Raw genomic sequence first — 20,143 nt, forward strand, 5'->3', positions numbered from 1 at the left:
TCAGGCGTTCTCGAGGCTGCGCAGGAACCGCAGCGAGTGGGCCGGGGCATCGGCGGCGATCGCGCGCTCGATCCCGGTGGCGGCGCCCTGCGCGGCGGTGGCCGAGCGCGGCAGCATGAGCTCCTCGTAGGCGCGGACGGCGGCGTCCGGATCGCCGGGGTGCTCGAGGAGCAGCCGCGCGAGGTCGGCGCCGTCGAGCATCGCGAGGTTCGCGCCCTGGCCCGAGAACGGACTCATGAGGTGCGCGGCGTCGCCGAGCAGCGTCACGCCGCGGGTGTGCTCCCAGCGGTGCGGTACGGGCAGCGCCATGATCGGGCGGACAGTGAACTCGTCGGCGGCCCGGACGAGCAGCTCGCGCAGGATCGGCGCGTAGTCGGCGAACACCTCGAGCAGCACGGCGCGGACCTGCGCCGGGTCGCCGTCGTCGAGCCCGTTCTCCGCGGCCCACGCGAGCGGCCGGCGCACCGCGGCGTAGCCCCGCAGGACGCCGCCGGAGTTGCGCTGCACGATCAGCGAGCGGTTCGCGTAGGGCACCGACATCGAGCCGCGCCCGACGAGGGCCGCGAGGTCGGGGTGGCGCTCGTCGACGTCGTCGACCCGGAACTCGACGAACGTCACGCCGGAGTACCCGGGCACCGCGGGGGAGAGCAGCGGGCGCACGCGCGACCAGGCGCCGTCGGCGCCGACCACCAGATCGGCCGCCTCGACGGAGCCGTCATCGAACGCCAGGCGGTACCCGTCGTCGGTCGGCGTCGTGGCGACGAGCTTCGCGCCCCAGCGGACGGTGCCCGGCCGCAGGGAGTCCAGGAGCAGGCCGCGGAGCTGACCGCGGTCGATCTCGGGGTTGTCGGCCTCGTCCGGGGCCGCGCGGTGCTCGAAGAGCACCGACCCGTCGTGGGCCAGCAGCCGCCCGTCCTGGCCCTCCGGGCGCGCGGCGGCGAGGAAGGCGTCGAACAGTCCCGCGGCCTCCAACGCGGTCTGGCCGGAGCCGGCGTGCATGTCCAGGGTGCCGCCCTGCGGCCGGTCGTCGGGGCCGGAGTCGAGGTCGTGCACCCGGACGCCGTCGACGCCGTGGCGCTGCAGGACCCGGGCGAGGGTCAGGCCCGCGGGGCCCGCGCCGATCACGGCGATGGGGGGAGTGGTCATGGCGGGGACGATAGACGTGGTCAGTACAAAAGTGAAGTCACTTAAGCTTTGGGGTGACTGCGCTACCATCGCCGGGATGAGCGCCCCGTCCGAGCCCGGCCGTCGCGAGCGGAAGAAGGCCCGCACGCGCGGCGCCATCGCCGACGCCGCCCTGCGGCTCTTCCTGGCGCGAGGGTTCGACGACGTCACGGTGGCCGAGGTCGCCGATGCGGCGGACGTCTCGGTCACCACGGTGTTCAACCACTTCCCGAGCAAGGAGGCGCTCGTCTTCGACGAGGAGGCCGAGCGCGAGGAGCAGTTGCTCGGGGCGGTCCGCGCGCGCCCCGCGGACGTGGATGTCCTCACCGCGCTGCACCGGTTCGTGCGCTCGCAGGTGGACCGGAAGGCCGGCTCCGGGGCCGGAGAGCTTGATCACTTCATCGCGCTCGTGGAGGCCTCGCCGGTGCTGCGGGCCTACTCGCAGCGCATGTGGTCGGGCTACGAGCGCAGCCTCGCGCTGGCCGTCGGGCAGGACGCCGGTCTGCCTGGTGAGGACCCGCGCGCCGCGGCGCTGGCCCACGTCGTGATCGGGACCCTCGGGCTCGACTCGCCGACCCCGGGGGAGGCCGTCGACGCCGCGTTCGCTCTTCTGCGCCAGGGATGGCCCGCTGTGATCGATGACGCTCTGTGAGCTACGTAGCCGTGCGTCACGGTACGGCCACGGGTATGAGCGAGGGCGTGACGGCATCACTCGTGACTCTCGGAGACGAACGCTTCGTCTCGCTCACCACCTATCGGCGCACCGGCGAGCCGGTGGCGACCCCGGTGTGGGTCGTGCGCGACGGTGACGCCCTCGTCGCCTCCACCGTGCGCGAGACCGGCAAGATCACGCGCATCCGCCACGACGACCACGTCGAGCTGCGCGCCTGCGACCGCCGGGGACGCGTCCACCCGGGCACTCCCTCGGTGATCGCGACCGCCGTGGTCGACGAGTCCCCCGACGCCGTGCGGCTCACCGAGCGGCTGCTGCGGATCAAGTACGGCTGGGAGTACGTCGCGGGTCGCCTGCTCCGGCAGCTGCAGCGCCGGCTCGGACGCCCGACTCAGACGTCCACCCGGGTCGTCCTGCGCCTGACCCCGATGTAGGGCTCACCAGCTGACCGGCAGCTCCACCAGCCCGTGGATCGCGCGGTGCGAGGCGAAGCGGACCTCGTCGTCGGGAACGGCCGGTCGCAGCGACGGGAAGCGGCGCAGCAGCGCCGGGAGCGCCAGCCGCATCTCGAGCCGCGCGAGCGGCGCGCCGAGGCAGTGGTGGATCCCGTGCCCGAACGCCACGTGCGGAGCGGCGGCCCGGGTGACGTCGAGACGCTCCGGGTCGCGAGCGCGAGCAGGTTGCCCGCGCGGTCCCCGGAGAGCTGGCGCGGGTCGTGGCCGCTCTGTCCGAGATCGGCGGGGGTCCAGCCGTTGGCGAAGTCGTCGGCGTCGCCGAGCATCGCGCGGACGTCGTCGTACCGGGTCAGCAGCCACGCGCGGTCGGGCCGAACGGCGTGGGGACCCGCACGATCCCCTCGCCCTCCCGCACCGCGACGACGTCGGGCGCCGGTCCGAACCCGTCCCGGCGGGTGGCGACGGGGCGGGGGTCGGTGGGTGCGCTCATGGTTCCTCCTAGGCGTGCTCGGCGGTGCCCGCCGGCAGGGGACGGGGTGCGGGCGACGGTGCGGCGGGGCCCGGCCGCGACGCGGCGCCGGCCAGGTCGAGGTCCCGGACGAGAGGGCCGCCGCCCCCGAGGTGCTCGGCGTGCGTGTTCCCGAGGGCCCGGACCACGAGCAGGTACGGGTGCCCCGGGCCGGTGGCGACGAGCGCGTAGCGGCCCTCGGTGTCCGTGGTGGCCCGGCCCAGCTGGCCGCCGCCGTCGCTGACGACGGTCACCGTGGCGCCCGCGGCGGGGCGGCCGCCGTGGCGCACCACCCCGCGGACCAGGACGGGACGACCCGTCGTCGGGACCTCCTCGGTGCCCTCGGCGGCCTCGGGCTTCGCGACGGCTGCGGCGGGAGCCGAGGCCGGCGCCGCCCGTCGGGGGACGAAGCCCATGATCGCCAGCGCGACGAGGGCGGCCGCCGCGCCGAGCAGCATGACCAGCACGAACGCGCCCTCGGTCGGGGCGCCCGCCGAGGTCACCAGCGAGGCCAGCAGGACGCCCGCGATCGCGCTGGCGAACGAGGTGCCGAGCGCCCGCATGAGGTTGTTGAGGCTGTTCGCCGCGGCGGTCTGCTCCACCGGCACCGCGGCCATGATCAGCGAGGGCATCGCACCGTAGGCCAGCCCGATGCCGCACGCGATGACGATCGAGCTGATCAGCAGCTGCCAGACCGCGCCGTGGAACGCGGCGCCCACGCCGTACCCGACGGCGACGACCACCGCGCCGACCATGAGCGTCGTCCGCGGTCCGGCCGCCGCGCTGATCCGCGCGGAGATCGGGGACATCGCCATCATGCAGAGCCCGCCGGGGGCGAGGACCAGGCCGGCGACGATGATCGACTGGCCGAGCCCGTAGCCGGTCGAGGCGGGCAGCTGGAGCAGCTGCGGATAGACCAGCGACATCGCGAACATCGAGAACCCGAACACCACTGAGGCGGCGTTGGTGAGCAGCACCTGGCGCCGCGCGCTCACCCGCAGGTCGACCAGCGGCTGACGGGTCCGCAGCTCCCAGGCGCCCCAGGCCAGGAGCACGACGACGGCGACCGCGAACAGCGTGATCGTCGTCGGGCTGCCCCAGCCCCAGGAGCTGCCCTTCGAGACCGCGAGCAGCAGGGACACCAGGGCGACGGCGAGCCCGACCGCCCCGACCAGGTCGAACCGTCCGCCCGCCCGCTGCGCCGACTCGGGGACGAGCGCGAGCACCCCGACGAGGACGACGACGCCGAGTCCGGCCGCGGCCCAGAACAGCACGTGCCAGTCCGCGGTCTGGGCGATGATCGCCGCGAGCGGCAGGCCGAGTGCGCCGCCGACGCCGAGCGAGGCGCTCATCAGCGCGGTCGCCGAGCCGAGGCGTTCGGGCGGCAGCTCGTCGCGCATCAGGCTGATCCCGAGCGGGATCAGGCCGGTGGACAGGCCCTGCAGCGCCCGCCCGACGATCAGCGGGATCAGCGACTGCGACAGTGCGGCCACCACCGAGCCGGCGATGAGCATGACCAGGCAGAACAGCATCATCCGCCGCTTGCCGACCATGTCGGCCAGGCGCCCGACGACGGGGGTCGCCACCGCCGCCGTCAGCAGCGTCGCCGTGACGATCCAGGCGGTGTCGGCGGCCGAGGCCCCGAGCAGCCGGGGGAACTGCGGCACCAGGGGGACCACGAGCGTCTGCTGGAGCGACACCGTGATGCCGGCGAGGGCGAGCACGGCGACGAAGATCGGCGCGCGGGCCGGCGCGGCGGGTGGGGACATCGGGCAGCTCCGGGGGTGGGGGAGCGGTGCTGACACCGCTAATCTAAATCAATCGATTGAGAGAAACGAGTGGGGTGGCTGCCCCGTCGTCGAGTGCCGGGGAGGAGGATCGCCGCCGTGCCCGCGAAGGCCCGTACCGAGCGCAACGTCGCGACCCGGGAACGCATCCTGGACGCCGCCGAGCGGCTCTTCGCCGAGCACGGCGTCTGGGCGGTCTCCAGCCGGCAGGTCGCCCAGGAGGCCGGGCAGGGCAACACCGCCGTCGTCGGCTACCACTTCGGGACGAAGGTCGACCTCGTGCGCGCGATCGTCGCCCGCCACTCGGGCCCGATCGCGCGCTCCCGGGAGCGGATGCTGGCCGCGGTCGAGGGCAGCACCGACGTGCGCGACTGGGTCGGCTGCCTGGTCCGCCCGAACGCCGAGCACCTGGCGACCCTCGGGGTGCCGAGCTGGTTCGCCCGCTTCGGCGCGCAGGTCGCGACCGACCCCACGCTGCGCGAGGCGATGACCTCCCGGGCCCTCGACGAGCCGACGCTGCGGCGCATCGTCGACGGGCTCGACGCGTGCCTGCCCGCGCTGCCGCCCGAGGTGCGGCGCGAGCGTGAGGAGATCAGTCGGCTCCTGCTGGTCGGGCACTTCGCCGAGCGCGAGCGGGCGGTGGCCGAGGGCCGCCCCACTGCCCGCGCCGGCTGGGCGGACGCGGCGACCGGGCTCGTCGACGCCGTCGTCGGCGTCTGGCTCGCGCCGGTCACCGCGACCGGGAGCTGACTCCTCACCACCGCACGTGCAGGGTCATCGGTGGGCAGGTGTCGGTCTCGCTCTCGGTGGTGGTCACGGTGGCTCCTCGGGACAGGTCGATGCTCAATAATGGCAAATAGTGCCATAAAGGCGCTGAGAGACGCATCTCGTTGGTCGTGCGTGACCCGGGGTCTAACCTGACGCGGCGTGTCATCACGGCAGTCGAGGACGTCGGGAGGCGGTCGATGAGCGAGACGGCGCTCGAGTCGCAGGCCCGCCCGCGCGGACGCCGCCCGATGAGCGAGCGCCGCCGCTGGCTGCAGCGCCTGGAGATCTCCCGTGAGGCCGTCCGGCTGTTCCGGGAGCGCGGCGTCGCCGAGACGACCGGCGAGGACATCGCCGACGCCGTCGGGCTCTCGGTGCGCACCCTGTGGCGCTACTTCCGCAGCAAGGAGAGCTGCGTGGAGCCGGTGCTCTCGCTGACCACCGACGCGTTCGTCGACACCCTGCGCCGCTGGCCGTCGGGGAGCTCGCTCGAGGAGCACCTGGTCGCCGACCACCGGATGCGCGACCAGGTCTCGCCCGCCGACGGCGACGCCACCCTCGCCGTCGTCGCGATGTCGCGGCGCGAGCCCGCGCTGCGGGCGCTGTGGCTCGTGGTCTACGAGCGGGCGGAGCCGGTGCTCGCACAGGTCGTCGCCGACCGGCTGGGGCGCTCGCCGGAGGACCTCGCCGTCCGGGTGCAGGCCGCGACCCTCGCCGCCGCGCTGCGGATCACCACCGAGGACCTCGCGGCCGATCTCGCGGACGGCCGGGCGCGTTCCGACGACGAGGGCGGTGCGCGGCTCTCGGAGGCGGTCCGGGCGGCGACCCACGGTGTGCTGGGGGACGAACCTCCGTCGGCCTGAGACGGGGTGATGCGCCAGGATGCCGCGCATGACCGTCGTCCTCGTCCACGGCAATCCCGAGACCGCCGCCGTCTGGGACCCGCTCGTCACCGCCCTCGCCGACCGGGGCGTCGACGACGTGGTCCGACTGTCCCCGCCGGGCTTCGGCGCTCCGGTCCCGGACGGGTTCGCGGCCACCGTCGACGGCTACCGCGACTGGCTGCTCGCCGAGCTGGCCGCGCTCGACGGGCCGATCGACCTGGTCGGGCACGACTGGGGCGGCGGCCACGTCGGGACCGCGCTGATGGAGCGCCCGGAGATCGTGCGGAGCTGGGCGAACGACATTCTCAGCGTGTTCGACCCGGACTACGTCTGGCACGACCTCGCGCAGGCCTGGCAGACCCCCGAGGTCGGCGAGGAGCAGATCGCCGGGCTGCTCGGTGGAACGCAGCAGGAGAAGGTCGCCCGCATGGGTGCTCTGGGGATCGCGCCGGACGTCGCCGGGCGCATCGCCCCCGGCTGGAACGAGGACATGCAGGCCTGTGTGCTGCGGCTCTACCGGGACGCCGCCCAGCCCGCGATCGGCCGCCGCGGGGAGGCGCTGGGCCGGTTGAGCGCCCGACCCGGGCTCGCGATCCTCGCCACCGAGGACCACTACGTCGGCGACGATGCGATGCGGCGCCGGGCCGCGGCGCGCGCGGGGGCCGAGGTCGCGGTGCTCGAGGGGCTCGGGCACTGGTGGATGGTCGAGGACCCGGCGCGCGGGGCCGAGGTCCTGACCGACTTCTGGAACGGTCTGGCCGGGCACTGACGTCCCGGGGATGGTGGGTGCAGCCCAGCTGCACCGTCGCCGCACCGGAGGCCCGTCATGCCCAAGGAGATCCTCGTCAGCTACGGGGTCGACATCGACGCCGTCGGGGGGTGGCTCGGCTCGTACGGCGGGGAGAACTCGCCGGGTGACATCTCCCGCGGGCTCTTCGCCGGCGAGGTCGGCGTGCCGCGGATCCTGGAGCTGTTCCGGCGCGCCGGCCTGCGCCAGACCTTCTTCTGGCCGGGGCACTCGATCGAGACGTTCCCGGCCGAGTTCGACGCGTGCGTCGCCGCGGGCCACGAGATCGGGGTGCACGGCTACAGCCACGAGAACCCGATCGCGATGTCGCGGCAGCAGGAGTCGGACGTGCTCGACCACTGCATCGGGCTGATCGAGGGCCGGACCGGAACGCGGCCGACCGGCTACGTCGCGCCGTGGTGGGAGTTCTCGCCGATCACCAACGAGCTGGTCCTCGACCGTGGCCTGACCTACGACCACTCGCTGATGCACGACGACTTCACGCCCTACTACGTCCGCGTCGGCGACTCCTGGACGAAGATCGACCTGGACGCCGACGCCGCGGAGTGGATGAAGCCGCTGCAGCGCGGCGAGGAGACCGACCTCATCGAGCTGCCGGCCAACTGGTACCTCGACGACCTGCCGCCGATGATGTTCATCAAGGGCAGCCCGAACTCGCACGGCTTCGTCAACCCGCGCGACATCGAGGCGCTCTGGCGCGACCAGTTCGACTGGGTCTACCGGGAGCACGACTACGCGGTCTTCACCATGACGATCCACCCCGACGTCTCCGGGCGCCCGCAGGTGCTGCTCATGCACGAGCGGCTGATCGAGTACATCAACTCGCACGAGGGCGTGCGGTGGGCGACGTTCGACGAGATCGCGAACGACTTCGCGCGTCGGTCGCCGCGGCGGTCCTGATCCCGGCGTCAGGACCCGTCGTCGTCGCCGAAGACCCGAACCATGCCGCGGGGTGCATCGTCGGCGAGCATGACCTCGAACATCTCGAGGCCGTCCTCGGTGGCGGCGGCCCGGGCGACCATCGCCCGCTCGTGCTCGGCGAGAGCGGCCTCGACGTCGTCGGGATGCCCGGCCAGGAGTCGGGCGAGCTCGGCGCCGTCGAACATCGCCAGGTTGGCGCCCTCCCCGTTCGGCGGCACGAGGTGGGCGGCGTCGCCGAGCAGGGTCACCCCCGGCACCCGGTCCCACCGGTGCCCGACCGGCAGCGTCAGGAAGGGCCGCGGCACCGGCGGGGTGTCGGTGTCGGTGATCAGTGCGGTGAGCTCGGGCGCCCAGCCCTCGAACTCCGCGACGACCTGCGCGGCCGCGGCGGCCGGATCGTCGAAGTCGATGCCGCCCAGCCAGTCCTGGGGCTTCCGCAGCTGCGCGTAGACGTGCAGGGTCCCGCGGCTCTCCCGATGGGCCAGGAACCCCTTGCCCGGACCCAGCGCCATCAGCGACCCGCCGCCGACCAGCGCGGCCGCCGCAGGGTGGCGGGTGTCGGCGTCGAGCAGGAACGTCTCGACGGTCGAGATGCCGGCGTACTCGGGCATGGCGTCGGAGAGGAGCGGGCGAACCCGTGACCACGCGCCGTCCGCGCCGACCAGCACGCTCGTCGTGACGGTGGTCCCGTCGGTGAAGCCCACCTCGTGGCGCCCGCCGCCGAGGGGGCGCACCCCGCTGACCTTGTGGCCCCAGCGGACGGTGCCGGGCTCGAGCGAGTCGAGCAGGAGCCGTCGCAGGTCGCCGCGCTGCACCTCCGGACGGTCGCCCTCGCCGTCGTCGGGCCGGTCGAGCCAGACGGTCCCCTCCCGGTCGAGGACCCGGTAGGACTGGCGGCCGGGCAGGACGAGGCCGCGGAACCCATCGACCAGGCCGGCCGCCTCGAGGGCCGGTTCGCCGTTCCACGGATGGATGTCGAGCAGCCCGCCCTGGGTGCGCGCGGTGGGGGAGGGCTCGGCCTCGTGGACCGTGACCGGGACGCCGTGGACCTGCAGGACGCGAGCGAGGACCAGACCGCCCAGACCTGCGCCGATGACCGTGACCGGTGTCGTCATGACGCCGCCTCCTCCTGAGTTTGGATCGCCGATCCAACGGTAGCACCGAGTTGGATCGGCGATCCAAAGAATGCGAGACTGTGGTCGTGGCACGGCGGACGGACGCACTGTCGAAGGAGCGCATCGTCGAGGTCGCGACCGGGATCCTCGATGCCGGCGGCGAGGACGCGCTGACCTTCCGCACGCTCACCACCCGCCTGAGCACCGGGTACGGCGCGATCTACCACCACGTCGCGAACAAGGGGGAGCTCCTGGCGGCCGCGACCGACGAGGTCGTCTCCGGTGTGATCGCCGGGCTGGATGGGGGCGCGGACCCACGGGAGGGGCTGCGCGCGCTCGCACTCGGCCTGTTCGACGCGATCGACACCCATCCCTGGGTCGGGGCGCAGCTCGCCGCGCAGCCGTCGCGGCCTGCGCTGCTCGACGTCTACGAGCGGGTCGGCGAGCGGCTCCACGCGCTCGGGGTTCCGGAGCCGTCGCTGTTCGACGCGGCGGGCGCCCTTGTCAACTACGTCCTGGGCGTCGCCGGCCAGAACGCGGCGAACGCCCGGGTCCTCGCCCATGACGACGCGGACCGGTCGACGTACCTCGCGACGGTCGCGGCCCAGTGGGAGGACCTCGACCCCGAGCGGTATCCGTTCGTGCGCCGGGCCGCGACGCGGTTGGCCGACCACGACGACCGGGCGCAGTTCCTCGCCGGCGTGGACCTGATCCTGGCCGGCATCGGCGCGGTCCACGGTCGTTGAACTTTCAGCGACCCTCTTCCCTCGGGGTCCGGTGCGGATCAGGATGAGGTGGTCGTCGCCGACCGTCGAGGAGCGCCATGGCCGAGGCCCGCCCACCCGCCGTCACCACCGACGTCGTCGTGGTGGGCACCGGTCCGGCCGGGGCCTCGATGGCGCTGGCCCTGGCGACGCTCGGCGTCGACCACCTCGTCGTCACCCGCTACGACTCGCTGGCCGCGGAGCCTCGCGCGCACATCACCAACCAGCGCACGATGGAGGTCCTCGACGACCTCGGCGTCGCCGGCGAGGTGATCGCCCAGGCCACCCCGCAGGACCTCATCGGCACCACGACGTTCTGCACGGCGATCGCGGGGGAGGAGCTCGGCCGGGTCCGCTCCTGGGGGACCGACCCGGAGACCCGCGCGGCGCACGTGCGCGCGAGCCCGGGCCGGGTCTGCGACATGCCGCAGAACCTCATGGAGCCGGTGCTGGTGAACGCGGCAACCGCCCGGGGCTCGCGCATCCGGTACGGCACCGAGTACCTGTCCCACGTCGTCGACGACGACGGGGTAACTGTGACGGTCCGGGACCGGACGCGATCCGACGACGGCGCGGAGTACGACATCCGGGCCCGCTACCTCTACGGCGCCGACGGCGGTCGATCGCGGGTCGCCGACGCGGCCGAGCTCCCGATGCGCGGCGAGATGGGCGTGGCCGGGTCGCTCAACATCGTCTTCCGCGCCGACCTCTCCCCGTGGGTCGCGCACCGGCCGAGCGTCCTCTACTGGGTGCTGCAGCCGGGCTCGGACGTCGGCGGCATCGGGATGGGCCTGGTCCGGATGGTCCGGCCGTGGAACGAGTGGCTCACGGTGTGGGGCTACGACGCCGCCGACGGGCCGCCCGACCTGTCGGAGGAGTTCACGAAGGGCCTGGTCCGCCGGCTGGTCGGGGTGGACGACCTCGACGTCGAGATCGTCGGGAGCTCGGCCTGGACGGTGAACCACATGGCCGCCGAGCACTACGGCTCCGGGCGGGTCTTCTGCGGCGGCGACGCGGTACACCGGCACCCGCCGTCGAACGGGCTGGGGTCGAACACCTCGATCCAGGACTCGTTCAACCTCGCCTGGAAGCTCGCGCTGGTGCTGCGCGGTGACGCCGGCCCGGGGCTGCTCGACAGCTACACCGTCGAGCGCGCGCCGATCGGACGGCAGGTCGTCGACCGCGCCAACCGCTCGATCGCCGAGACCGGCCGGATCTTCGACGCGCTCGGGGTGAGCGGGACGGACGACCCCGACGTCATGCGCGCGAACATGGACGCCCGCAAGGACTCCGGCGCCGGGGCCGAGAAGCAGCGGCGGGCGCTGCGCGAGGCGGTGCGGTTCAAGGCCTACGAGTTCGACGCGCACGGGGTCGAGCTCAACCACCGGTACGTCTCGTCCGCCGTCGTGCCGGACAGGCTCGCCCCGGACCCGCTCGACGTCGTGGAGGACCCGGAGCTGACCCATGCGCCGTCGACGACGCCCGGGGCGCGGGTGCCGCACGCGTGGCTGGCCGCCCACGGGGCCGGTCGTCGGGAGGTCTCGACGATCCAGCTGGCCGGGCACGGCCGGTTCACGCTGTTCACGGGGCCGGGCGGCGAGGCGTGGGGCGAGGCGCCCGACGTCGTGAGCGGTCTCGTCGCGCTCGTCGTCGTGGGGCCCGGCCGGGAGGTCGAGGACCCCTACGGTGACTGGGCGACGCTGCTCGAGGCCGCCGGGATCGGCGACACCGGTGCGGTGCTCGTGCGCCCCGACCACCACGTGGCCGCGCGGTTCGCCGCGCTGCCGGACGATCCCACCACCACCCTGACCACCACGCTCGATCGAGCGCTGTCGCGCATGTGAACGGATGTGGTCGTCATGACGACCACATCCGTTCACATGGCCCGGAGGGCCCTGTTATGGACTTCAGCGAGAAGGACTCCGTCGACGCCGTGACCGCGAGCTTCGCGGACACGCCCGACCCGCGGCTGGCCGAGGTGATGGACAGCCTCGTGCGCCACCTGCACGGCTTCCTGCGGGAGGTGCGCCCGAGCATCGCGGAGTGGGAGCAGGGGATCGAGTTCCTCACCGCGATCGGGCAGAAGTGCGACGACCACCGCCAGGAGTTCATCCTGTTATCCGACGTGCTGGGGGCGTCGATGCTGGTCGAGACGATGGAGGCGTCGCGGCAGGCGCAGGATGCGACGGCATCCACCGTGCTCGGGCCGTTCCACGTGGTCCGCAGCCCGGAGCGGGCGCTCGGCGACACGATCGACTCGGTCGGCACCGGCGAGGCCTGTCTGATCGAGGGCGTCGTGACCGCGCCCGACGGGACGCCGGTGCCGGGCGCACGGATCGACGTCTGGCAGGCCGACGACCACGGCTTCTACGACGTCCAGGTCCCCGACGACCAGCCGCTCGGCAACGGGCGCGGCCTCTTCACCGCCGACGACGACGGCCGGTTCTGGTTCCGGTCGATCGTCCCGGCGCACTACCCGATCCCGACCGACGGGCCGGTCGGGGCGTTGCTGCGCGCGTCGCAGCGCCACCCGTACCGGCCCGCGCACGTGCACTTCATCGTCGAGGCGCCCGGCTACGTCCCGGTGACCACGCACGTGTTCGTCGAGGGCAGCGCCTACCTCGACTCGGACGCCGTGTTCGCGGTGAAGCAGTCGCTGGTGCGGGAGTTCGCGCCGGTCGACGACCCCGACGAGGCCGCCCGGCTCGGCCTGCCGAACCCGTTCCGGCGGGCGCGGTTCGACGTCGTGCTGCAGCCTGCCGCGTCATGAGGTTCACCGAGCTGCCGCGGCCCTCCCAGGTGGTCTTCGGGGCCGGGCGGTTCGCCGAGGTCGGCGACGAGGTCGCCCGGCTGGGGTGCCGCCGCGTCGTCGTCGTGACCACGCCCGGACGCAAGGCGCTGGGGGAGGAGGCCGCCGGTCACCTCGGTGACCGGTCGGCCGGGGTGCTCGCGGAGGCCGTCGAGCACGTGCCCGGCGAGATCGCGGACGCCGGGGTCGCGCGGGCCCGGGAGCTCGACGCCGACGGGTGCGTCGCGGTCGGCGGCGGGTCCGCGATCGGGCTCGGGAAGGCGATCGTCCGGGACACCGGGCTGCCGCTGGTCGCGGTGCCCACCACGTACTCGGGCTCGGAGATGACCCCGGTGTGGGGCCGGACCGAGGACGGCGTGAAGACGACTGGTCGTGACGAGCGGGCGCGCCCCGCCGTCGTCGTGTACGACCCGGAGCTGACGACGTCGTTGCCGGTCGCCGTTTCGGTGACCAGCGCGGTCAACGCGCTCGCCCACGCCGTGGAGGCGTTGTGGGCGCCGGACGGGACCCCGGTGACGCGGCTGGAGTCGGCGGAGTCGGCCCGCGCGATCGTCGACGCGCTGCCGCGGGTGGCCTCGTCGCCCGCGGATCCCGACGCCCGGGGCGATCTCCTCTACGGCGCGTGGCTCGCGGGGTCGGGGCTCGCGGCGACGACGATGGGCCTGCACCACCGGCTCGCGCACGTGCTCGGCGGCGGGCTCGACCTGCCCCACGCCGGCACCCACACCGTGCTGCTGCCCGCCGTCATGGCCTACACCCTCCCGGCCGCACCGGTCGCCGCGGTGGCCCTGGAGAACGCCCTCGGCGGCGACCCGGTGGCGATCCTGTCCGACCTGCTCGCACGGTTGGGCGCCCCGACGACGTTGGCCGAGCTCGGCGCGGACGACGCGCAGTTCGACGTGCTGGCCGAGCGCGCGGTGACGCCGCCCCCGACGCATCCCCGGGTTCCGACGGCGGCGGAGGTGCGTTCACTGATAGGTGGCCTACGGCCCCGTGAGCACTGATTGACGCCAGGGCGTCAATCAGTGCTCACATGCCCGAAGGGCACCTAGAGGTTCTGCACGTGCTGGAACCCGAACCGGCCCTTGATGCAGAGGTGCCCGTGGGTCACCGAGTGGTCGTGCGGCGAGGTCACGTTGACGATCGTGTTGTGCTGCACGTGCAGCTCCAGCGTGCAGCCGACCCCGCAGAACGAGCAGATCGTGGAGGTCACCGTCTCGTCGTCGGGGTCCCAGATCCCCGCCTCGCGGCGCTCGTGCTCGGCGACCGACTTCAGCGCCCCCGTCGGGCACACCCCGATGCAGTTCCCGCAGTACACGCACGCCGAGTCCGGCAGCGGGACCGCGAACTCCGTCGAGATCGTCGCGTCGAACCCGCGCCCGGCGACCGCGATCGCGAACGTGTTCTGCGCGTCGGTCCCGCACGCCTCGACGCACTTGTAGCAGAGGATGCAGCGGGCGTAGTCGCGCACGTACAGGTCGTTGTCGACGGTGACCGGCTGCGCGACGGTCGCGCGTGTCTCGCCGTCGGGCTCGGCGTGGTGGCCCGGGTGGCGGTTGCCGCGCTCGCCGGCCGCGGCGGGCGGTCCGGGCGGGCCGTAGCGTTCGGGGTCGGCGCCGTACTCGACCGACCAGCGGGCGACGTCGTCGCCGGCCTGGGACATGTCGTTGGCCGACTCGAGCAGCTCGAGCACCATCCTGCGGCTGTGCGCGACCCGCTCGGTGTCGGTGCGCACCACCATCCCGTCCTCGACCCGGCGCGCGCACGACGGCACCAGCGGGCGCGATCCCTCGACCTCCACCACGCACACCCGGCAGGCGTTGACCGGGGTGAGGTTCGGCGCCTGGCACAGCCGCGGGGTGTCGCAGCCGGCCCCGTCGAGGACGTCCATGATCGTCGCGCCCTCGGGGACGCGGTGCTCGACGTCGTCGACGGTCACGCTGACCAGTCTCCGGATGGTGCCCAGGTCGATCGTCGTCACGCGTTCTCCCCGATCAGTCCGAGCTTCAGTGCCGACCGCACCGCCGACGCCGCGGTCTGCCCGAGACCGCAGATCGACGCGTCGGTCATGACCCGGTCGACGTCGGTGAGCAGCTGGAGCTCCGTCTTCCGGTCGCCGATCTCACGCCCCCGCACGATCCGCGCGAGTGCCTCCTCCTGGCGGACCGTCCCGACCCGGCACGGCACGCACTGCCCGCACGACTCGTCGCGGAAGAACCCGGCGATCCGGCGCAGGATCCTCGCCATGTCGACGGACTCGTCGAGGCACAGCACGACCCCGGACCCCAGCGTCGCCCCGATCTCGCGGGTGTCCTCGAGCGTGAGCCGGACGTCGAGCTGGTCGGGCGTGACGAACGTTCCCGCGGCGCCGCCGAGCAGGATCGTCCGGAGCCGGTCGGGCACCCCGCCGGCGAGCTCGAGCAGCTCGCGCAGCGTCGTGCCCATGTCGATCTCGTAGACGCCGGGCCGCGCCACCACCCCGGACAGGCAGAACAGCTTCGTCCCGGTGGAGCGGCCCGACCCCACCTCGGCGAACGCCGGACCGCCCTCGGCGACGATGCGCAGCACGTTGATCAGCGTCTCGACGTTGTTGATCACCGTGGGCTTCGCGAACAGGCCGGCGACCGTCGGGAACGGCGGTTTCGCCCGGGGCTCGCCGCGGTGGCCCTCGAGCGAGTTCATCAGCGCGGTCTCCTCACCGCAGATGTACGCGCCCGCCCCGCGTCGGACCTCGATGTCGAACACCCGACCCGAGCCCATGACGTCGTCGCCCAGCAGCCGGTGATGCCGCGCGGCCTCGATGGCGTGGCGGACCGCGCGCTCGGCCGCGGGGTACTCCCCGCGGATGTAGAGGTAGCCGGTGTGCGCGCCGACGGCGATCCCGGCGACGGTCATGGCCTCGACCAGCGCGAACGGGTCGGCCTCCATGAGCACCCGGTCCTTGAAGGTGCCCGGTTCCGACTCGTCGGCGTTGCAGATCAGGTACTTGTCCGGGTCCGGGGACCCGGCCACGGCGGACCACTTCGTCCCCGTCGGGAACGCCGCCCCGCCGCGGCCCGTGAGCGAGGCGACGGTGATCTCGTCGACCACCCGCGAGGAGCCGACGGCCAGCGCGCGCCGCAGCCCGGAGTAGCCGCCCGCGGCCCGGTAGGAGTCGAGGTCGGCCGGGTCGACGATGCCGACGCGGGAGAGCAGGTGCAGCTCCTGCGGGCGGGTCCCGTTGCTCCGGCTCCGGTCCATCCGTGACTGCGGGGTGGAGACGACGGGGTCGGGGCCCGGGACGTCGGCGCCGCCGAGTCCCTCGAGCACCGTGGTGACGTCGGCGGGGGCGATCTGCTGGTGGTCCCCGAGACCGTCAGCGGCCTCCGGTCCGGCATCGATGGTCGAGCTCCGCTGCGCTGCGTCTCCTGCCCGCTGCAGGAACACCGCCGGCGCCCGCTCGCACATCCCCAGGCAGGGGCTGCGCGTCCAGGTCACGTCCTCGCGCTCGCCCGCCGGCCCCAGGCGCTCCTCCAGGGCGGCGCAGAGCGCGTCGCCGCCGAACGCGGCGCACGCCACGTCGTCGCACACGTGGGCCGTGCGCGGAGCGCGGGGCGTGACCGAGAACAGCGCGTAGAAGGTGGCCACCCCGTAGGCCTCGGCCGGCGGGACCTGCAGCCGTTCACAGACGTGCCCGAGCGCACCCCGGCTGATCCACCCGACCGCGTCCATCACCGCGTGGAAGGCCGGCAGCAGCAGGTCCCGACGCTCGCCCGTCGAGCCGAGGTCGTCGGGGACCACGGCGTCGATCGCGGTCCGCTCCACGTCGGTGGGTGCGTCGGGCAGCAGCCTCAGATCCACAGGACCCCTCTCATGATCACGATCCGGCCACCGGCACTCGCACGTCGGGAACGTCGCGTTCCTGACGTTCGGCGTCAGCGACGAGGCTTTCCTGACGCGGGGGAAGGGGCTCGATCCGGATCGCCGTCGCCTTGAACTCCGACGTGCCGGACTGCGGGTCCCACGCCTCGTTGGTGATCAGGTTGACGTCGACCTGCTCGGAGAAGTGCGGCGTGATGAACGCCAGACCGGGCCGGGCCGCCCCGTCGAACCGGATCGGGGCCTCCACCGCCCCGCGCCGCGAGACCACCCGGACCCGCTCGCCGTCGGCGATCCCCAGCGCCTCGGCGTCGGCCGGGTCGATGCACAGCGCCTCGTCGCGGCGCAGCGGCGAGGAGTACCCGCCGGTCTGCACCCCGGAGTTGTACGAGTCGAGGGTGCGCACCGTCGTCAGGCGCAGCGGGAACTCGGCGGTCAGCACGTCGAGCGGCCCGGCGTGCTCGACCCCGGCGAACGGGGCGGGCTTGCCCCGCGCGGCGGGATCGCGCTCCCACAGCCGGGTGTGCATCGTCGGGGTGCCGGGGTGGTCCTCGCTCGGGCACGGCCACTGCAGCCCGCCCAGCTCGGTCAGCCGGGCGTAGGACATCCCGGCGTGCCAGTTCAGCGACACCGACCGCAGCTCGTCCCACACCTGCTCGGCGGTCGGCGCGCCCCAGTCGTGGCCCAGCCTCGTCGCGAGGTCGCAGATGATGTGGGTGTCGGGCCGGGCCAGCCCCGGCGGGTCGATGGCCTTGCGGACGCGCTGCACGCGCCGTTCGGAGGACGTGACGGTGCCCTCGTACTCGCACCAGTCCGCGCAGCTGGGCAGCACGACGTCGGCCAGCTCCGCGGTCGCGGTCCGGAAGATGTCCTGGACGACGAGGTGGTCCAGGCCGGTGAGGAGCTTGCGGGCGTGGGCGACGTCCGCCTCGGACTCGGCCGGGTTCTCTCCGACGCAGTAGACCGCGCGGATCTCCCCGCGTTCCATCGACTCGAACATCTGCGAGAGGTGCAGGCCCTTGCGCGGCGGGATCGGCGCACCCCAGACGCGCTCGAAGCGTGCCCGCTCGACCTCGTCCTCGACGTCGTAGCCGCCGGGCAGCTTGTTGGGGATGGAGCCCATGTCCCCGCCGCCCTGCACGTTGTTCTGCCCGCGCAGCGGGACGACGCCGGAGCCCCACCGGCCGACGTGGCCGGTGAGCAGCGCGAGGTCGATGAGGGCGCGGACGTTGTCGACGGCGTTGTGGTGCTCGGTGATGCCGAGCGTCCAGCACAGCTGGGCACGGTCGGCCGTCGCGTAGGCGAGCGCGGTGTCACGGATCAGCGCGGCGTCGACGCCGGTGACCTCCTGCGCGCGCGCCAGGGTCCACGGCTCGACCGCGGCCCGGTACTCGTCGATGCCCGTCGTCGCGCGCTCGATGAACGCCCGGTTCTCGAGGCCCTCGTCGAGGATCACGCGGCCCATGGCGTGGGCGAGCGCGATGTCGGTGCCGACGTCCAGGGCCAGGTGCCCCGTCGCCCACTTCGCCGACGAGGTGCGTCGGGGGTCGACGACGTACAGCTCGGCCCCGTTGTGCAGGCCCTTGAGGACGTGGTGGAAGTAGATCGGGTGGGTGTCGCGCGCGTTCGAGCCCCAGAGGATGACGAGGTCGGTTTCCTCGACCTCCTGATAGGCGCTGGTGCCACCACCGGCGCCGAACACTGCCGTCAGACCGACGACGCTGGGAGCGTGTCAAGTGCGGTTGCAGGAGTCCACGTTGTTGGACCCCATCACCACCCGGGAGAACTTCTGGGCGGTGTAGTTCATCTCGTTGGTCGCCTTCGAGCAGGAGAACATCCCGTAGGCCTCGCCCGGCACCCCGCGGAAGCCGGCCGCGGCGCGGTCGAGCGCTTCGTCCCAGCTCGCGGGACGCAGCTCCCCGTGCTCGCGCACGAGGGGTTCGGTGAGACGGACATGGCGCGGAGCGCGCATGGGGATCGACCTCCGGCGGGACTGCTCTGACGTGCTCTCACCCGCCACGCTAAACGGCGTGGAGATCAAGTGCGACCCGCGTCACAGGAAGATCCCGACCTTCGTTCACGCCTCCGGAACGGCGATCCCCGTCAGCAGTTCGGCCAGGCCACGGGTGTCCGGGTCCAGGCTGACCGCGATCACCCGCTCGGCGACGACGATCAGCGGCTCGGCCGCGGCGTTGGCGAGGTGGGCGAGCAGCGCGGCGCCCGCCTCGGACGTCAGTTCCATCGCGTCGGCGAGGACGTCGGCGGCCCGGCCGACGTGGCGGTCGTGCTCGGCGGCGGACCACGACGAGCCCAGCGAGGGCAGCCGGCCCTGCGGGTCACCGCGCGGGAACGGCGCGGTCGGGATGCCGACGGACGCGGTCGCCGTGAACTCGGCGGACGAGGGGCGGGGCGCCGTCGTCGCCAGGTGCACCAGGTAGCCGCGCAGCAGCAGGCCCGGAGGCCAGCGCTCGTCGTGGTCGGCGGGATGCCCGACGGCGACCACCTGGTGGATGGTGCCGTCGACCGACACGATCCGATGTCGGCAGGTGTAGGCCAATCGGTGGGCGACCGCGTCGGCCATGATGCGCTCGACGTGCGCCCGATCGTCGGGATGCTTGTGCGCGACGACGAGCGCCCGGCTCGGCCGGACCTCGCCGGAGGCGTATCCGAGCAGGTGGAACATGGTGTCGTTCCAGATCCACCGGTCCGAGCTGGGGTGCCAGGAGTAGGCGCCGATCTTGTCCATCGCACCCCTGACGGTCACGGGCCCGGACGATCCGGAGGGTAACGGCGTACCCAACGATCGGGGTAAACCATCCCTCGACAGGGCATCGATTCTCGGATGGTGTCCTGGGCCACCCCTAGAGTCGGTCGCGTGCCGAGCACCGTGGACCTGCTCCCGCCCACCGTCTGCCTGGATCACCTGGATTCCGCGACCGCGAGGTTCTCGACGGCGCTCGCCGGGGCCGACCTCGCCGCGCCCGTCCCGTCGTGCCCGCCGTGGAGCCTGCGCGAGCTCGCCCACCATCTCGGCGGGGTGCACCGCTGGGCCCGGGTGGCCGTGCTCGAGGGGCACCCGAACGGCACGTCCGACGATCCGCCGTCGTCCCGGGCGGACCTGGTCGCGTGGTTCGACGAGGGCTCGGCCGCGTTGATCTCGACGCTGCGGGAGGCCGGTCCGGACGCCCCGTGCTGGTCGTTCGGCCCGAAGCCGCGGACCGCGGCGTTCTGGTTCCGGCGCCAGGCCCACGAGACCGCGATGCACGCCCACGACGCCGAGGTCGCGTCCGGCACGGCAGGGGCGCTGGCGTCCGACTTCGCCCTCGACGGCCTCGACGAGGCGATCGCGATGTTCCTGCCCCGTCAGGTCCGGCTCGGGCGGTGCACGGTGCCGGACGTCCGGATCGCGGTGGCGAGCGCCGAGGGACCGTCGTGGGAGATCGCCGGGGACGGCGCGCCGGAGCGCCCGGCGGCCACCGTGCGCGGGGACGCCGAGGCGCTGCTCCTGCTGGTGTGGGGACGGGTCGGTCCCGACGACGCGCGGGTCGACGTCGAGGGGGACCGGGGCGCGGTGGACGCGGTGCTGGCGGCGGGGCTGACCCCCTAGGTGCGCTCCGCGCTCGTGAGCAGTA

The 20,143-nt window shown here is 73.5% G+C and carries 20 protein-coding genes; 11 read left to right on the forward strand and 9 right to left on the reverse strand.

The window, feature by feature from the left end; translation table 11 throughout:
* Window positions 1-1,146, reverse strand: a complete 1,146-nt coding sequence (locus tag LQ327_RS14160) for an FAD-dependent oxidoreductase (RefSeq protein WP_230734545.1) — start codon at window positions 1,144-1,146, stop codon at window positions 1-3.
* A gap of 76 nt (window positions 1,147-1,222) precedes the next feature.
* Here LQ327_RS14160 and LQ327_RS14165 point away from each other — a divergent pair, with 76 nt between their 5' ends.
* Both LQ327_RS14165 and LQ327_RS14170 read left to right on the forward strand, forming a co-directional pair.
* Complete coding sequence (locus LQ327_RS14165) at window positions 1,223-1,816, forward strand: TetR/AcrR family transcriptional regulator (RefSeq protein ID WP_230734547.1); 594 nt, start codon at window positions 1,223-1,225, stop codon at window positions 1,814-1,816.
* Between the two features lie 47 nt (window positions 1,817-1,863).
* Window positions 1,864-2,271 (forward strand): PPOX class F420-dependent oxidoreductase, encoded by a 408-nt coding sequence (locus tag LQ327_RS14170; protein ID WP_230734549.1) that lies wholly within the window; start codon window positions 1,864-1,866, stop codon window positions 2,269-2,271.
* Window positions 2,272-2,274: 3 nt separating this feature from the next.
* On the opposite strand, the gene LQ327_RS14175 is transcribed toward LQ327_RS14170, so the two are convergent.
* From LQ327_RS14175 to LQ327_RS14185, 3 genes are all read right to left on the reverse strand, one after another.
* Window positions 2,275-2,460, reverse strand: coding sequence for a cytochrome P450 (locus LQ327_RS14175; RefSeq protein ID WP_372460668.1), 186 nt, complete (start codon window positions 2,458-2,460; stop codon window positions 2,275-2,277).
* Between the two features lie 181 nt (window positions 2,461-2,641).
* A complete protein-coding gene (locus tag LQ327_RS14180) occupies window positions 2,642-2,782 on the reverse strand; it encodes a hypothetical protein (protein WP_230734551.1) in 141 nt (46 codons plus the stop codon).
* 8 nt (window positions 2,783-2,790) lie between these two features.
* Window positions 2,791-4,569: an MFS transporter gene (locus LQ327_RS14185; protein WP_230734553.1), complete on the reverse strand. Its 1,779-nt coding sequence runs from the start codon at window positions 4,567-4,569 to the stop codon at window positions 2,791-2,793.
* 117 nt (window positions 4,570-4,686) lie between these two features.
* Between LQ327_RS14185 and LQ327_RS14190 the strand changes: the two genes are divergently transcribed.
* The 4 genes from LQ327_RS14190 to LQ327_RS14205 all read left to right on the forward strand — a co-directional run bounded on the left by LQ327_RS14190 (window position 4,687) and on the right by LQ327_RS14205 (window position 7,944).
* Window positions 4,687-5,337: a TetR/AcrR family transcriptional regulator gene (locus LQ327_RS14190; protein ID WP_230734555.1), complete on the forward strand. Its 651-nt coding sequence runs from the start codon at window positions 4,687-4,689 to the stop codon at window positions 5,335-5,337.
* A gap of 215 nt (window positions 5,338-5,552) precedes the next feature.
* On the forward strand, window positions 5,553-6,215 hold the full coding sequence (locus tag LQ327_RS14195) for a TetR/AcrR family transcriptional regulator (RefSeq protein WP_230734557.1): 663 nt from the start codon (window positions 5,553-5,555) through the stop codon (window positions 6,213-6,215).
* A gap of 28 nt (window positions 6,216-6,243) precedes the next feature.
* Entirely contained in the window at window positions 6,244-7,005 is a 762-nt protein-coding gene (locus LQ327_RS14200; protein ID WP_230734559.1) for an alpha/beta fold hydrolase, read from the forward strand.
* Window positions 7,006-7,062: 57 nt separating this feature from the next.
* Window positions 7,063-7,944 carry a polysaccharide deacetylase family protein gene (locus LQ327_RS14205; protein ID WP_230734561.1) on the forward strand — a complete coding sequence of 294 codons (882 nt, stop codon included), beginning with the start codon at window positions 7,063-7,065 and terminating at the stop codon, window positions 7,942-7,944.
* Window positions 7,945-7,952: 8 nt separating this feature from the next.
* Here the strand turns inward: LQ327_RS14205 and LQ327_RS14210 are convergent, their stop codons facing one another.
* The gene (locus LQ327_RS14210; RefSeq protein ID WP_230734564.1) at window positions 7,953-9,080 is read right to left on the reverse strand and encodes an FAD-dependent oxidoreductase; all 1,128 of its coding nucleotides are present in this window, start codon (window positions 9,078-9,080) and stop codon (window positions 7,953-7,955) included.
* Between the two features lie 86 nt (window positions 9,081-9,166).
* Between LQ327_RS14210 and LQ327_RS14215 the strand changes: the two genes are divergently transcribed.
* The 4 genes from LQ327_RS14215 to LQ327_RS14230 all read left to right on the forward strand — a co-directional run bounded on the left by LQ327_RS14215 (window position 9,167) and on the right by LQ327_RS14230 (window position 13,657).
* Window positions 9,167-9,826 carry a TetR/AcrR family transcriptional regulator gene (locus LQ327_RS14215; RefSeq protein WP_230734566.1) on the forward strand — a complete coding sequence of 220 codons (660 nt, stop codon included), beginning with the start codon at window positions 9,167-9,169 and terminating at the stop codon, window positions 9,824-9,826.
* A gap of 77 nt (window positions 9,827-9,903) precedes the next feature.
* Complete coding sequence (locus LQ327_RS14220; RefSeq protein WP_230734568.1) at window positions 9,904-11,688, forward strand: FAD-dependent oxidoreductase; 1,785 nt, start codon at window positions 9,904-9,906, stop codon at window positions 11,686-11,688.
* A gap of 56 nt (window positions 11,689-11,744) precedes the next feature.
* Complete coding sequence (locus tag LQ327_RS14225; protein ID WP_230734569.1) at window positions 11,745-12,614, forward strand: dioxygenase family protein; 870 nt, start codon at window positions 11,745-11,747, stop codon at window positions 12,612-12,614.
* On the forward strand, window positions 12,611-13,657 hold the full coding sequence (locus LQ327_RS14230; RefSeq protein WP_230734571.1) for a maleylacetate reductase: 1,047 nt from the start codon (window positions 12,611-12,613) through the stop codon (window positions 13,655-13,657). Before LQ327_RS14225 ends, LQ327_RS14230 begins: the two co-directional genes overlap by 4 nt.
* 44 nt (window positions 13,658-13,701) lie before the next feature.
* Here the strand turns inward: LQ327_RS14230 and LQ327_RS14235 are convergent, their stop codons facing one another.
* The 4 genes from LQ327_RS14235 to LQ327_RS14250 all read right to left on the reverse strand — a co-directional run bounded on the left by LQ327_RS14235 (window position 13,702) and on the right by LQ327_RS14250 (window position 19,275).
* Window positions 13,702-14,634 (reverse strand): 2Fe-2S iron-sulfur cluster-binding protein, encoded by a 933-nt coding sequence (locus LQ327_RS14235; RefSeq protein WP_230734573.1) that lies wholly within the window; start codon window positions 14,632-14,634, stop codon window positions 13,702-13,704.
* On the reverse strand, window positions 14,631-16,493 hold the full coding sequence (locus LQ327_RS14240) for an NAD(P)H-dependent oxidoreductase subunit E (protein ID WP_230734575.1): 1,863 nt from the start codon (window positions 16,491-16,493) through the stop codon (window positions 14,631-14,633). Before LQ327_RS14240 ends, LQ327_RS14235 begins: the two co-directional genes overlap by 4 nt.
* Before the next feature lie 16 nt (window positions 16,494-16,509).
* Window positions 16,510-18,483: a molybdopterin oxidoreductase family protein gene (locus tag LQ327_RS14245; protein WP_230734577.1), complete on the reverse strand. Its 1,974-nt coding sequence runs from the start codon at window positions 18,481-18,483 to the stop codon at window positions 16,510-16,512.
* A 105-nt stretch (window positions 18,484-18,588) separates the two neighbouring features.
* Window positions 18,589-19,275 (reverse strand): PAS domain-containing protein, encoded by a 687-nt coding sequence (locus LQ327_RS14250; RefSeq protein WP_230734579.1) that lies wholly within the window; start codon window positions 19,273-19,275, stop codon window positions 18,589-18,591.
* A gap of 111 nt (window positions 19,276-19,386) precedes the next feature.
* Here LQ327_RS14250 and LQ327_RS14255 point away from each other — a divergent pair, with 111 nt between their 5' ends.
* A complete protein-coding gene (locus LQ327_RS14255; RefSeq protein WP_230734581.1) occupies window positions 19,387-20,118 on the forward strand; it encodes a maleylpyruvate isomerase family mycothiol-dependent enzyme in 732 nt (243 codons plus the stop codon).
* The last annotated feature ends 25 nt before the right edge of the window (window positions 20,119-20,143 follow it).

This window comes from Actinomycetospora endophytica (genome assembly GCF_021026375.1).
GTDB lineage: Bacteria > Actinomycetota > Actinomycetes > Mycobacteriales > Pseudonocardiaceae > Actinomycetospora > Actinomycetospora endophytica.